We start from the raw sequence: 13,421 nt of genomic DNA, 5'->3' as shown, positions 1-13,421 counted from the left end.
CCGGCCCGGGCTGCGGAGCGGCACGCCGGGCAGGCTCAGCCCGGGTAGGCGGGGGCCGAGCCGTGCTCGGTGAGCATCCGCCAGTTCGCGTCGGGCGGCAGCCGCACGATGCCGTCCTCGGAATCGGCGAGCAGCGGCTTGCTCTCGTCCTCGGAGGCGGCGACCCCCGTCACGTCGGTGATCCCCGGGAGCGTCGGCTGGTCGGAGACCGAGCCGTCGGTCTCCATGTACTGCAGTTGCTGCACGCTCCCCTGCTCGCGCCCCACCACCACGAGGCGGCTGCCGCCCGCCCACGAGGCCGCCGAGACGTCCACCAGCTGGGGGGCGACCGGACGCAGCTGCTCGACCGTCACCCGGGAGTTCTCCGCCGTCCCCCCGCGTACCACCCGGCCGAGCTGCAGCGAGGCATGGCCCTCGCCGTCCCGCACCCGCAGCAGGATCCGCACCCCGTCGGAGGCGATCCGCAGCGACTCGATGCGCTCGTCCTCGCCCAGGTCCGGGACTCTCACCTCGTCGGGCTGCTCCTTGCCGCTGCGCAGCCGCAGCAGCCGGGGAGCGTCCGGGTCCCGGTCGGCGACCCACAGGTCGCCCAGTCCGTCCCAGCTCGGTGCCGTCAGCCGGTCCTTCTCCTTCTCCGCCGCGCTGGTGAGCACCGGATCGCCGAGCGCGGTGGTGGCGCTGCTGCCCTCCAGGGAGGCGACGTAGAGGGCGCGCCGGCCGCGCGAGACGGCAGCGCCCTCGCTCTCGATCCGGTTGACCGCGACCGCGCCCATCTCCACCTGCCCGCTGCCCAGCGGGCCTTCGACCGGCCGCGCCGACGCGCTCTTGCTCTTGAAGGACGCGACGCGGTGCTTGCCGTCGATGAAGTACGCCCGCTTGGCGCTGCCGTTGAGGCGGCCCGGCTGGAAGGCGGCCACCTGCTCCCGGGTCCGGGAACAGAGCAAGCGGTCCTTGGGACCGGCCAGTTCCACCTTGCCGACCTTCGCCGACGCCTGGTCCTGCACGGAGTACAGCACCTGCGCCGCCATCCGCGCGCATCTCCTGCCGCCGGCCTCGGCGGCGCGGGCGTTGAGCCGCAGCCGCAGGACACCCGAGTCGTCGAGCGAGAGGTGCTGTCCGCGCGCCAGGCGGCTGCCGCGCGGGAAGGAGGAGCCGACGACGGGGTCGATCCAGCCGGACGGCCCCTGCAGAAGCGCGGAGACCGTCTCGGTGACCGGGTCGATGCGTCGCCGAAGATAGACCGGATCGGCGACGAGCACGTTCTGTCCGTCAGTGATCGAATCCGCATCCGGCCCGAGCTGCGCGTAGTAGTAGGTGTTGATGGGGCGGTAGATGCGCTGGAAGTCGGACTCGCCGAGCACGAGGCCGTCCGGCATCTCGTCGATGCGCCACTCCCCCTTGACCTCGGTCAGCCGGAAGACCTCGCGGTACTTTCCCTCGGAGGGCGAGTAGGCGTGCTTGCCGTCCACCTCGGCCATCCGGTCACCCGAGACCTCCACCGAGTAGCCGCCCTTGACAGCCGTGCTCTCCGGCGGCGCCTTCACCGCACCCGGCGCGTCCGAGAGCACCGTCGTCGACGCGAACGGGTCCCATCTGCGGGCCATGCCGGGGGTCATGTACTCGCGCGCGGTGCGGAATGTGGCCTCGTCGCTGGTCGTCGCCTCCAGAAAGCCCCGGACTATCTGGGTCGGCGCCTCGCCCTTCTGCGGACTGACGCTGTAGACCCGCACCTGGGAGTCGGTTCCGCTGCGGTGCGAGGAGCTGACGTGCTTGACCTTGCCCCCGTCCGGCATCGACGCGCACCCGGCCAGCAGCGCCCCGCACGAGGCGAGCACGATCAGCGCACGCCGCCGCCGCGCGGCGGTTCCACGCCGCCGTGCAGGCTCCTCGGCCGTACTCATCCCCGCTCCTCTCCGGAGTGCCCTGCCCGCTCGTCGTTCCGCGACCCGTCGGCGGCCGGGGCCGACGCGGTCCCCGCCGCGACCGCCTGCCGCTCCCGCTCCCTGGCCCGCTCCCGCTTCCGGCGCGAGTCCTCCGGCTCCAGCCGCAGCGGAGAGCCGCGCAGCGGCTCCCCGGCCGTGCAGGGCAGGACCAGCAGGAACTGCGATCCGTCGCCCGGCGCGCCCCAGGCGCGCAGCCATCCACCGTGCAGCCGGGCGTCCTCCAGTGCGATGGACAGCCCCAGTCCGGTACCACCCGTGGTGCGGGCCCGGGCCGGGTCGGCCCGCCAGAAGCGGTTGAAGACGCGCTCGGCCTCGCCCTCCTTGAGGCCGACGCCGTAGTCCCGCACGGCCACGGCCACGGCACCGCCCCCGGTAGCCAGCCGCACCACCACATCCCGGCCCTCGCCGTGCTCCACCGCGTTGTCGACCAGGTTGCGCAGCACCCGCTCGATCCTGCGGCCGTCCATCTCGGCGACCACGGGCTGCTCGTCACCCTTCACCAGGATCCTGCTGCCCTTGCGCTCGGCGAGCGGCTCGCTGCCCTCCACCACCCGGTGGACCACGTCCCGCAGATCGACGGCGCTCGGCTCGAGGTTGGCGGCGCCCGCGTCGAACCGGCTGATCTCCAGCAGGTCCGCCAGCAGTGACTCGAACCGGTCGAGCTGCCCGAGCAGCAGCTCAGCCGAGCGGGCGGTCACCGGATCGAAGTCCTCACGCGCCTCGTGGATCACATCGGCCGCCATCCGCACCGTCGTCAGGGGCGTCCGCAGCTCGTGCGAGACATCCGAGACGAAACGGCGCTGCATCCGGGACAGCTCCTCCAACTGCTGGATCTTGAGCTGGAGGTTCTGCGCCATCTTGTTGAACGACTCCCCCAGCCGGGCGATGTCGTCCTCGCCGGTGACCTTCATCCGCTCCTGGAGCCGCCCGGCCGCCAGCCGCTCGGAGATCCCGGCCGCCATCCGTACGGGCGTCACCACCTGCCGCACGACCAGCCACGCGATCGCGCCCAGCAGCACCACGACGAACACCCCGGCCGTCGCCAGCGTCCCCTTGACCAGGCTCAGCGACTCCTCCTCCTGGGTGAAGGGGAAGACGTAGTAGAGCTGGAAGGGGTTGCCGCGCGCGTCGTTGAGGCGCTTGCCGACGATCAGCGCCGGTTCGCGGCTCGAGTCCTGCCGGTAGACCCGGGCGTACCGGCGGTGCGGACCGGGCTCGTCGTCGAGAGCCTTGCGCAGGTCTGCGGGGATGCTCTCCGGACGGATGTCGCCGCCCGCGCGGGGGCCGCGCGTGGTGAGGCTGCTGTTGCCGAGAAAGGGCGCCTCGCTGGTGTCGGAACCGAGTGCCACCACCGAATAGACGCCCTGGCCGCTGCTGGCGAGCTGTTCGACCAGGTTGGTCAACCAGGTGCCGGAGTTCTGCGCACCCCTGCTGCCGCGGATGCTGTCCTCACCGCCGCTGGGGCCGCTGCCGGCGCTGTCGGCCATCCGCTCGGCGGCGGCGAAACCGCCGGACGCCTGGCTCTGCGCGGTCTGCTCCTTGGCCTCCAGCAAGCCGTTGCGCACCTGCCCGATGACGACGAGCCCCAGGAGCAGCACGACTCCGAGTGAGAGCAGCAGCGTCGCCACGACCACCCGAAGCTGGATGTTCCGCCGCCACAGCCGCATCACCGGCAGCAGCGGCCTGCGCACCCACCGCACGAAGAACCGCACCATGGGGCGCGCACCGGGACCGGTCGCCCCCTCGGGGAGCAGACCGTCGGAGAACAGGACCCCGCTCCTCCACAGGCGTCCGAACTTGGACACGTCGGACTTGCGGCCTGTTCCCCGCCCCCCACCGGTGCGGTTCGGCGCGGTGTTCCGGACCATGCTCAGCCCGGCCCGGCCTTGTAGCCCACACCCCGCACGGTCACGACGATCTCCGGCCGCTCCGGGTCCTTCTCGACCTTCGAGCGCAGCCGCTGCACGTGCACATTGACCAGCCTGGTGTCCGCAGCGTGCCGGTAGCCCCACACCTGCTCCAGCAGCACCTCCCGGGTGAAGACCTGCCACGGCTTCCGCGCCAGGGCCACCAGGAGATCGAACTCGAGCGGGGTCAGGGCTATGGACCGGCCCTCCCGCTTGACCGAGTGCCCGGCCACGTCGATCACCAGGTCGCCGATGGCCAACTGCTCAGGCGCGGGCTCCTCCGAGCGCCGCAGCCGTGCCCTGATCCGCGCCACCAGCTCCTTGGGCTTGAACGGCTTGACGATGTAGTCGTCGGCCCCCGACTCGAGCCCGACCACCACGTCGACCGTGTCGCTCTTGGCCGTGAGCATGACCACCGGTACCCCGGATTCCGCCCGGATCAGACGGCACACCTCGATACCGTCCCTCCCCGGCAGCATCAAGTCGAGGAGCACCAGATCCGGCTTGGTCTCCCGAAAGGCGGCGAGCGCCTTGTCGCCGTCCGCGACGAACGACGGTTCAAAACCTTCTCCGCGCAGCACAATGCCGAGCATTTCTGCCAGTGCGGTGTCGTCATCGACGACAAGGACGCGTCCCTTCATGTCTTCATCATCCCATTAGCCAATCGTGACGCTCGCTTTCGTGATGTGGAACACAGTTCCACAATGCCGGCGGCCGTCACGGGAGAGGCTGTCCCCTCATCCGTGACCACTGCCGTGACCAGGGCGGACGGCGTCACATCGAACGCCGGATTGTAGGCGTGCGCCCCCACCGGAGCCAGCGCCGGGCCCCCTCCAGCACCCGCCGGACCCCGTCCCGGCCCGGCTCCGGGCCCCACCGTCACCTCGTGCGCCGCCCGCTGCTCCACCTCGATACCGCTGCCCCGCTCCGTCTCCGGATCGATCGTGGTCACCGGAGCCACCACCACGAACGGCACCCCATGGTGACTCGCCAGCACCGCCAGCGGATACGTGCCGACCTTGTTGGCCACCGAACCGTCCGCCGCGATCCGGTCGGCACCCACGAGCACCGCATCCACCTCACCGGCCGCGAACAGCGACCCGGCGGCACCGTCCGCCAGCACGCTGTAGGCCATCCCCGCCTCGGCCGCCTCGTACGCCGTCAGCCTCGACCCCTGCAGCAGCGGACGCGTCTCCCCCACCCACAGCCGCCGCAGCCCACCGGCCCGGTGCACGGCCTTCACCACGGCCAGTGCCGTGCCCTCACCACCGGACACCAGCCTCCCGGTGTTGCAGTGTGTCAGAATCCGCAGTCCGCCATCGGGCACCAGACCCGCCAGCAGCTCCCTCCCGTGCCCGGCCATCCGCTCGCTCGCCTCTGCGTCCTCCCGGTGCAGCGCCCGCGCCGCAGCCAGCGCCCGGGCAGCCGCGTGCGCCGCACCGCCACCGGCAGCCTCCCGGTACGCGGCCTTCACCCGCCGCGCCCCGTAGGCGAGATTCACCGCCGTCGGCCGGGCATGCGCCAGCTGCTCCGCGGCCTCCACCACGTCGGAACCCAGCGCCGCGGCCAAGGCGACCCCGTAACCACCGGCGATACCCAGAACCGGCGCGCCCCGCACCGCCAGCGACCGGATGGCGGCCACCAGCGCGGGCACATCCGCGCACACCAGCTCCGCCTCCTCCACCGGCAGCCGGGTCTGGTCGAGAAGGACCACAGCGGGCCCCTCCGGTGACTCCTCGTAACGGATCACGGGCACACACGCGTCAGCCATCCGTCCAGTCTGCCCGCTCGGCGCGGGCCCCTTGAAGGGCGTCGCAGGCTCCCGACTGGCCGCACCCGCACCACCCCGTGGCACGATGGGCAGCCCACCAGGCCCGGGATTGCACGAGGTGACCTCACGTGAACGACTCCCCGGACCGGGCTTCGCCCGGATCCGCTTCGCCCGACCCCCGCCCTTCCGGCACGCCCGGACAGCACACCGGGGAGCCGACGGGCGACGACACGGAGCGCGCCGCACCCGAGGCACCGCGGCCCGCGAGGGACGACCGCCCCCGCAACTGGGCCGCCGACCAGCCACCGGCCGCCCCCCGGGGATGGAACTGGGGCGACCAGGACGACAGCCGCGGCCGGCGCAGCGGCCGGGGACAGATCCCGCGGCAGCACCCCGGCGGCCCCCGAGGACGGACAGCGGGTCCCGGCCCCGCCCAGGGCTGGCACCACAACGGCCCGCCCACCGCCTGGGCACACCCGCCGCAGGCCGCGAAGCCCGGCGTCGTCCCGCTCCGCCCCCTGGGCATCGGCGAGATCCTGGACGGCTCCGTCAGCGCCATGCGCGCCCACTGGCGCACCGCACTGGGGATCGCCCTCGTCGTCGCCGTCCTCACCGAGCTCGTCTCGGTCCTCACCATGCGCCTCTGGCTCGGCGACTCCACCGCGTTCGAGGCGCTGACCAAGAACGACGAACCCAGCCTCGAGGAACTGAACAACGCCCTCACCGACACGCTCAGCACTCTGAGCGTGACCTGGGTCGTCGGCATGCTCGGCACCGTGATCGCCACCGCGATGCTCACCGTGGTCGTCAGCCGTGCGGTCCTCGGCCGCCAGGTCACTCCCGGTGAGGCCTGGCGCGACGCACGCCCCCAGCTCCCCCGCCTGCTCGGCCTGCTCCTCCTCCTTCCCCTCCTGGTCTGCCTCGTCCTCTTCGGCTGCCTGCTCCCCGGGATCCTCGTCGCGCTCGCGGGCCCCGTCGGACCGGCGCTCCTCCTGCTGTTCCTCGGGCTGCTCGGCGGAATCGCCGCCGCGGCCTGGGTCTGGGTCCGGTTCTGCCTCGCACCGCCCGCGCTGATGCTGGAGAAGCAGGGACTGTTCGACGCCATGCGGCGCTCGGCCAAACTGGTGACGGGAAGCTGGTGGCGCATCCTGGGCATTCAGCTGCTCACCCTGGTCCTGATCACCGCCGTCTCCTTCGTCGTCTCGCTGCCGGCCACCGCCGTCTCCGCACTCGTCAGCGGCGGCGACACCCTCACCGACCCCGCGGCCGCGACGACCTGGACCTCCCTCGTCATCAACGGCATCGGCTCCGTGCTGGCCTCGACCGTGGCCCTGCCCCTCAGCGCAGGCATCACCGCCCTCCTCTACCTCGACCAACGCATCCGCCGTGAGGCTCTCGACCTCGAACTGGCCCGCGCGGCGGGTGTCCCCGGCTTCGAGACCCAGGACACCGAGCCTCCCGCCGCGGGAAGCTGACACCGTGCCGGGGGGACACACCGACGCGCTCTCCCGCTGCTGTGCCGCCACTCTCCACCAGACGGCCCATGCCGCCGAGGGCGGCGGCCCTGTCACCACCCCCCGGCTGCCGGCCCGCGAGGACGCCGAGCGGGAACTGTCCCGGTCCGAGTACCACCAGCACGACCCCTCCCTGCTGCAGCGCGCCCTCGACTGGTTGTGGGACCGCCTCGGCGACCTGCTCCGCATCGCCGCCGAAGGCGCCCCGGGCGGGTCGGTGGGCCTCACGGTCCTGGCTCTCGTCCTCGTCCTGCTCCTCCTCGCTCTCCGTCTCCGTCTCGGCTCCCTCCGCGCAAAGCGCACCACGGGCTCCGCGGCCCTGTTCCCCGACCGGCTCCGCAGCGCGGCCGACCACCGCACGGCCGCCGCATCACACGCCCGGGCCGACCGCTGGACCCCGGCCGTCCAGGAGCGGATGCGCGCGCTGGTCCGCTCCCTGGAGGAGCGCGCACTGCTCGACCCCCGCCCGGGCCGCACAGCCGACGAAGCCACCGGCGAGGCCGCCGTCGATCTCCCCCAGCTCGCCGATCGGCTGCGCGCCGCTGCCCGCATCTTCGACGAGGTCAGCTACGCCGGCCGGCCGGCCGACCCCGCCGACTACGCACTCCTCCGCGACCTGGACGACGCCCTCCTCCGCACCACCCCCGCCCCGCCCGCAAGCCGCACCTCCGCAGCCCCGGCATCCCACGGGTGGGCCGTGTGACCACCACGGCCCCCACATCCACCTCGCCCCTCGCACGTCACATATGGCAGCGGGCCCGCGGGCTCCTGCTCGCCGCCGCGCTCCTCGCCGCCGCCGGGGTGGCCCTCGCCGCACTCCGCTCCGCGGAGCACACCGCCCCACTGGACCCCCGCTCGGCCTCCCCCGACGGCAGCAAAGCCCTCGCCCGTCTCCTCACCCACCGGGGCGTGCACACCACGGTCCTCACCGACGCCGCAGCTCTGCGCCGAGAATCCGGCCCCGACACCACACTCCTGGTCCCCTTCCCCGACTCCCTCACCGAGCGCCAGCGCACCGCCGTCCGCAAGGCGGCCGAGGACTCCGGCCGCACCGTCCTGCTGGCACCGGATACGAGAACGACCTCCGCTCTCACCCCCGGCGTCCGCACCTTCGCCGCCCGGCCCGTCCAGCCGACACGTCCGGACTGCGACCTGCCCGCGGCCCGCCGCGCCGGCGGTGCGGATCTCGGCGGACGCCGCTACAGCAGCACCGCCCGACCCGCCGAGAGCTGCTATCCGCGGAACGGCCGCGCCACCCTGCTGCGCCTCCACTCGCCCTCCCACGGCGACACCGTCCTCCTGGGCACGACCGACCCCCTCCGCAACGAACACCTCGACCACCACGGCAACGCTTCCCTGGCCCTCCAACTCCTCGGACCGCATGCACAGCTCCTCTGGTACCTCCCCTCCGACAGCGGTGCAGCCCCCTCCGACGACCAGGAGCGCAGCTTCTTCGACCTGCTGCCCGGCGGCTGGTCCTGGGCGGCCGTACAGCTCGCCGTCGCGGCCCTCCTCGCCGCCCTGTGGAGGGCACGACGGCTGGGCCCACTCGCCACCGAACAGCTCCCCGTCGCCGTACCCGCGGCCGAGACGACTGAGGGAAGATCCCGCCTCTACCGGAAAGCCGAGGACCGCGGCCACGCGGCCGACACCCTCCGGACCGCCTGCCGCGGCCGGCTCGCCCTGCTGGCCGGGGTGCCTCGCCCGCAGGCCCACGACCGCGAGGTCCTCGTCCCTGCCCTGGCCGCCCGAGTAGTCCACCGAGCATCACCCGCACCGGATGAACCGGCATACGACGAGGCCAGGATCCGCTCCCTCCTCTTCGGCTCCGCTCCTGCGAACGACACCGCGCTGCTCCACCTCGCGGACGAACTCGACCGCCTTGAAGAACTCTTCGCCCCCTCCGGCTCCCAGCAGCACCGTCGAAGGACAGACAAGGACATCACCCCGTGAGCACCCCCTCCGCAGAAAGCGCCCGCAGCGCCCTCGAAGCCCTCCGTGAGGAGATCTCCAAGGCCGTCGTAGGACAGGACGCCGCAGTCACCGGACTCGTCATCGCCCTGCTGTGCCGAGGGCACGTACTGCTCGAGGGCGTGCCGGGCGTCGCCAAGACGCTGCTCGTCCGCACACTGGCCACCGCACTCGAACTCGACACCAAGCGGGTGCAGTTCACCCCGGACCTGATGCCGGGCGATGTCACCGGTTCACTGATCTACGACTCGCGCGCGGCCACGTTCTCCTTCCAGCCGGGCCCGGTGTTCACCAATCTGCTGCTCGCCGACGAGATCAACCGCACTCCGCCCAAGACGCAGGCATCCCTGCTGGAGGCGATGGAAGAACACCAGGTCTCTGTCGACGGCAGGCCTCGCCCGCTTCCCGAGCCTTTCCTGGTAGCCGCAACCCAGAACCCCGTCGAGTACGAGGGGACCTATCCCCTGCCCGAAGCACAGCTCGACCGCTTCCTGCTCAAACTGAACATCCCACTTCCCTCGCGGGAGACCGAACTCGATGTGCTCACCCGGCACGCCGAGGGCTTCGACCCCCGGGACCTGGCCGCCATGGGCGTACGCCCCGTCGCGGGCCCCGCCGAGATCGAAGCCGCGCGCGCAGCCGTCGCCCGGACCACGGTGTCCTCAGACGTCACCGGCTACGTCGTCGATATCTGCCGTGCCACCCGCGATTCCCCCTCGCTCTCCCTCGGGGTCTCCCCCCGAGGCGCTACCGCTCTGCTCTCCGCCGCCCGCGCCTGGGCCTGGCTCACCGGCCGCGACTACGTCACGCCGGACGACGTCAAGGCGTTCGCCCCGCCCGCGCTCCGACACCGCGTCCGGCTACGGCCGGAGGCCGAGATGGAAGGCGTCACCCCTGACAGCGTGCTGCACTCCGTTCTCACTCACACTCCAGTTCCCCGCTGAGAATTCCGGTTCCCACCATGGCCCTCACCGGCAGAACGGCCCTCGCGGCCACCCTGGCCACGCTCGTCGTGGGCTTCCTGCTGCCCAGTTGGACCGGGGTCCTCGCCGTCGAACTCCTCCTGCTGACTGCCATCGTGGCCGATCTGCTCCTGGCGGCGCCAGTGCGCCGACTCCTGTTCACCCGAAGCGGTGACACCTCAGTTCGACTCGGCGAACAGGCACTCGTCTCTCTCGTCGTCACGAATCCCGGTAGTCGCACCTTGCACGCGCATCTCCGCGACGCCTGGCCGCCCAGCAGTTGGCCGCCGGACCTCTCCGAGCCCGCGAGCCGCCATCCGCTCCGCGTACCCCCGGGAGAGCGGCGCCGTGTCACCACCCGGCTGCAGCCCACCCGCCGCGGAGACCGCGAAGCGGTACGTGTCACGGTCCGTTCGTACGGCCCTCTCGGGCTCGCCGCCCGCCAAGGTCATCACGAGGTCCCCTGGACCGTCCGCGTCCTTCCCGCCTTCCCCAGCCGAAGACTCCTGCCGGGCAAACTGGCCCGCCTCCGCGAACTCGACGGCCGCACCAGCATCCTGACCAGCGGCGAGGGGACCGAGTTCGACAGCCTGCGGGACTACTCGCCCGGAGACGACACCCGTTCCATCGACTGGCGTGCCACGGCGCGCCGGGCGGATGTGGCCGTCCGGACCTGGCGGCCGGAGCGGGACCGGCGGATCCTGCTCGTCCTCGACACGGGCCGTACCTCGGCAGGCCGCGTCGGCGACGTTCCCCGCCTCGACGTGGCCATGGACGCAGCACTCCTGCTGGCCGCCTCGGCCGTCCGCGCCGGCGACCGCATCGACCTGCTCGCCCATGACCGTGTCACCAGGACGAGCGTCACGGGCCGGGCCGGTACCGGCACTCTGCCCGCACTCGTGGCGGCCATGGCTCCTCTCGAGCCCGCTCTCACGGAATCCGACCTGCGGGCTCTGGCGGCAAGAGCCCTCCGTACGACGCCCAGCGGATCGCTCCTGGTCCTCCTGACCGGACTCGACCGAGCACCGGTCGACGAGGGTCTGCTGCCTGCTCTGCCGCTCCTCACCCGACGGCACACCGTTCTTGTCGCCTCGGTATCCGATCCCCGCATCGAGGAGATGGCGAGCGGACGGGGCACTCTCGAAGCGGTGTACGGCGCGGCGGCGGCAGCGCAGTCACGGGCTGAACGGCACGAGACGGCCGAGCGTCTGCGCCGGCACGGCGTGACGGTCGTGGACGAGCCTCCGTCCCGTCTCGCCTCCGCACTGACCGACGCCTACCTCTCGCTCAAAGCGGCGGGACGGCTGTGAACACTGGACGGGACCCTGTCGACTCCGGTCGATTCCGCGCGGCAGCAGGGTGGTTGGGTGCCGCCCGCACCGGCGGACCAGACGCCCGGCCTCGCCCTCAGATCTGGCTGAAGGTGCGTCGGTAGGCGCCGGGAGTGGTGCCGAGATGCGCCCGGAAGCGGCGGCGCAGGTTGACCGCCGAGGCGAGTCCGACGCGGGCGGCGACGGCTTCGACCGGCAGGTCGGTCTGTTCCAGCAGGACGCGTGCCGCGTCGATACGCTGATCGAGCAGCCACTGCCCTGGGCTGGTGCCGAGCTGCTCGGTGAACCGCCGGGCGAGGGTCCGGCTGGAGAGCCCGGCGCGTTCGGCGAGCCGGTCGAGGGTCAGTCGGGTGTCGAGCCGGGAAGTGGCCCACTCCAGCAGGGGTGCCAATGACTCGTCCGCCTTGGCCGGTGCAGGCTGTACGGCGTACTGGAGTTGGCTGCCCTCGCGGTGCGGCGGCAGGACCATGTTCCTGGCGATCCGGGCGGCGTATGCAGCGCCGTGGTCGCAGCGGACCAGGTGCAGGCACAGGTCGATACCTGCGCCGGTTCCCGCACTGGTGGCCACGTCGCCGTGGTCCACGAAGAGCACGTCCTGCTCGAGGTGCACCTGGGGGAAGGCGGCGGCGAGTTGGGTGGTGTGGCGCCAATGGGTGGTGGCGCGACGGCCGTCGAGCAGTCCGGCCTGGGCGAGGACGAAGGCTCCCGTGCAGATGGCGACGATCCGCGCCCCGCGGCGGTGGGCAGCCCGCAATGCGGTGGTGACTGCTGGTGGTGCGGGCGCACCGGGCGGCTGCCAGCCGGGAACGATCACGGTATCCGCATGCTCCAGGGCCTCCAGCCCGGCGTCGACGACCATCGCATAGCCGGCGGTGGTCGGCAGTGGGCCGGGGTTCTCGGCGCAGACCCCGAAGCTGTAGCGGGGCGGCCCGTCCAGTGGGGCGGTGCCGAAGACCTCGCCGGGGCAGGAGAGTTCGAAGGGCGACTGAGGCGGATTGACCAGGGCCACCACCCGATGAGGGCACATGACAGGATAGTACTTCCTGGTGTCTTTCTGGACTCTCGGCCGGATGATCCGCGCAGGACACAGTGGTCCCATGAGCGAAACCACCGAAGCGACACCGCTGAGGACCGCGGTCCAGGTCGACGGCGAGATGGCCAGCTATCTGACCGCAGGACGGCAGGACGCCCCGCCCGTGCTGATGCTGCACGGAACGTACTGGAGCCGTGTCTGGCTCCCCGTACTCGGCCACCTCGCCGAGGCGGGGCTACGGCCCCTCGCGGTCGACCTCCCCGGACTGGGACGCTCAGGAGGCCGGCTCAGTCCCGAAACGGCCACCGTCCCGGCCCTCGCCGACTGGGTGACGCGATTCGTCTCCGCACTGGGCCTCTCCGGTCCCATCGCCCTGGCAGGACACGACATCGGCGGCGCCATCGCCCAGCACCTTCTTGCCCACAACCTGCTCGAGGTGTCCCGGTTCGCCTTGGTCAACTCGGTCCTCTACGACTCCTGGCCCGCGCCCCACGTGGCCCGATTCCAGGACGGAGACACGGGCGAGGGCGTGCTGGCCGCCCGCCGGCAGGCGATTTCGAGGGTGCTCGCCGGCATCGCCACTGAGTCGTTGACAGCGGACTACGCGGATCCGTGGACCGAAGAGCGGGTGCGCAGTTCCTGGACGGCCCTGGCAGGCGCAGCCGACAACCGCTACACCCTTGACCTCGTTCCAGCGTTGCAGCGGTCCACCACCCCCAAGTTGTTGATCTGGGGGGAAGATGACCTCCACGAGAGGGTGGAATACGCCGAACGGTTCGCCGCAGAGATGCCCCGTACCACGCTCATCCGCATCCCGAATGCGGATCACATCCCCACGGAGAACGCCCCCGACCAAATCGGCCGCGCGCTCGCCGATTTCTTCACACCGTAAGAATCTTCGGACTCGTCATGGGGATCGCCATTCGGTCGTCCCGAGTTCTCGTCAGTCCGCCGGCCGAGGGAGACCGAAGTCCGGAAGCGAATCGGTC

10 protein-coding genes and 1 pseudogene are annotated in these 13,421 nt (G+C 72.0%); 6 read left to right on the top strand and 5 right to left on the bottom strand.

The window, feature by feature from the left end; all coding sequences use genetic code 11:
• Positions 1-35 precede the first annotated feature (35 nt).
• The 4 genes and pseudogenes from A949_RS0101445 to mtnA form a co-directional block, all read right to left on the bottom strand.
• Positions 36-1,901: pseudogene (locus tag A949_RS0101445) on the bottom strand (LpqB family beta-propeller domain-containing protein); the annotation flags it as partial.
• Complete coding sequence (gene mtrB, locus A949_RS0101440) at positions 1,898-3,811, bottom strand: MtrAB system histidine kinase MtrB (RefSeq protein WP_019354226.1); 1,914 nt, start codon at positions 3,809-3,811, stop codon at positions 1,898-1,900. The gene mtrB and the pseudogene A949_RS0101445, both read right to left, overlap by 4 nt.
• A 2-nt stretch (positions 3,812-3,813) precedes the next feature.
• Positions 3,814-4,491 (bottom strand): two-component system response regulator MtrA, encoded by a 678-nt coding sequence (mtrA, locus tag A949_RS0101435; protein ID WP_019354225.1) that lies wholly within the window; start codon positions 4,489-4,491, stop codon positions 3,814-3,816.
• Complete coding sequence (mtnA, locus tag A949_RS0101430; protein ID WP_026004241.1) at positions 4,488-5,621, bottom strand: S-methyl-5-thioribose-1-phosphate isomerase; 1,134 nt, start codon at positions 5,619-5,621, stop codon at positions 4,488-4,490. Before mtnA ends, mtrA begins: the two co-directional genes overlap by 4 nt.
• 128 nt (positions 5,622-5,749) lie before the next feature.
• Here mtnA and A949_RS0101425 point away from each other — a divergent pair, with 128 nt between their 5' ends.
• From A949_RS0101425 to A949_RS0101405, 5 genes are read left to right on the top strand one after another with little or no spacing between them, the layout of a single operon-like run.
• Complete coding sequence (locus A949_RS0101425) at positions 5,750-7,096, top strand: glycerophosphoryl diester phosphodiesterase membrane domain-containing protein (RefSeq protein WP_019354223.1); 1,347 nt, start codon at positions 5,750-5,752, stop codon at positions 7,094-7,096.
• Between the two features lie 4 nt (positions 7,097-7,100).
• The gene (locus tag A949_RS0101420) at positions 7,101-7,838 is read left to right on the top strand and encodes a DUF4129 domain-containing protein (protein ID WP_019354222.1); all 738 of its coding nucleotides are present in this window, start codon (positions 7,101-7,103) and stop codon (positions 7,836-7,838) included.
• Positions 7,835-9,088 carry a DUF4350 domain-containing protein gene (locus A949_RS0101415; RefSeq protein WP_019354221.1) on the top strand — a complete coding sequence of 418 codons (1,254 nt, stop codon included), beginning with the start codon at positions 7,835-7,837 and terminating at the stop codon, positions 9,086-9,088. The genes A949_RS0101420 and A949_RS0101415 overlap by 4 nt, the downstream gene beginning before the upstream one ends.
• Positions 9,085-10,050, top strand: coding sequence for an AAA family ATPase (locus tag A949_RS0101410; RefSeq protein WP_019354220.1), 966 nt, complete (start codon positions 9,085-9,087; stop codon positions 10,048-10,050). The genes A949_RS0101415 and A949_RS0101410 overlap by 4 nt, the downstream gene beginning before the upstream one ends.
• A gap of 17 nt (positions 10,051-10,067) precedes the next feature.
• The gene (locus tag A949_RS0101405) at positions 10,068-11,378 is read left to right on the top strand and encodes a DUF58 domain-containing protein (RefSeq protein ID WP_019354219.1); all 1,311 of its coding nucleotides are present in this window, start codon (positions 10,068-10,070) and stop codon (positions 11,376-11,378) included.
• Between the two features lie 97 nt (positions 11,379-11,475).
• On the opposite strand, the gene A949_RS0101400 is transcribed toward A949_RS0101405, so the two are convergent.
• Complete coding sequence (locus A949_RS0101400; RefSeq protein WP_078565302.1) at positions 11,476-12,426, bottom strand: GlxA family transcriptional regulator; 951 nt, start codon at positions 12,424-12,426, stop codon at positions 11,476-11,478.
• 70 nt (positions 12,427-12,496) lie between these two features.
• Between A949_RS0101400 and A949_RS0101395 the strand changes: the two genes are divergently transcribed.
• The gene (locus A949_RS0101395; protein WP_019354217.1) at positions 12,497-13,324 is read left to right on the top strand and encodes an alpha/beta fold hydrolase; all 828 of its coding nucleotides are present in this window, start codon (positions 12,497-12,499) and stop codon (positions 13,322-13,324) included.
• Positions 13,325-13,421 lie beyond the last annotated feature (97 nt).

Source organism: Streptomyces sp. AA1529 (genome assembly GCF_000280905.1).
GTDB lineage: Bacteria > Actinomycetota > Actinomycetes > Streptomycetales > Streptomycetaceae > Streptomyces.
This window is presented reverse-complemented; position numbering and strand designations above follow the sequence as displayed.

Excerpts from the sequence above, each read along its gene's own strand:
- A949_RS0101400 (WP_078565302.1), bottom strand. The coding sequence starts at position 12,426 with ATGTGCCCTCATCGGGTGGTGGCCCTGGTCAATCCGCCTCAGTCGCCC.
- A949_RS0101405 (WP_019354219.1), top strand. The coding sequence starts at position 10,068 with ATGGCCCTCACCGGCAGAACGGCCCTCGCGGCCACCCTGGCCACGCTC.
- mtnA (WP_026004241.1), bottom strand. The coding sequence starts at position 5,621 with ATGGCTGACGCGTGTGTGCCCGTGATCCGTTACGAGGAGTCACCGGAG.
- A949_RS0101395 (WP_019354217.1), top strand. The coding sequence starts at position 12,497 with ATGAGCGAAACCACCGAAGCGACACCGCTGAGGACCGCGGTCCAGGTC.
- mtrB (WP_019354226.1), bottom strand. The coding sequence starts at position 3,811 with ATGGTCCGGAACACCGCGCCGAACCGCACCGGTGGGGGGCGGGGAACA.
- mtrA (WP_019354225.1), bottom strand. The coding sequence starts at position 4,491 with ATGAAGGGACGCGTCCTTGTCGTCGATGACGACACCGCACTGGCAGAA.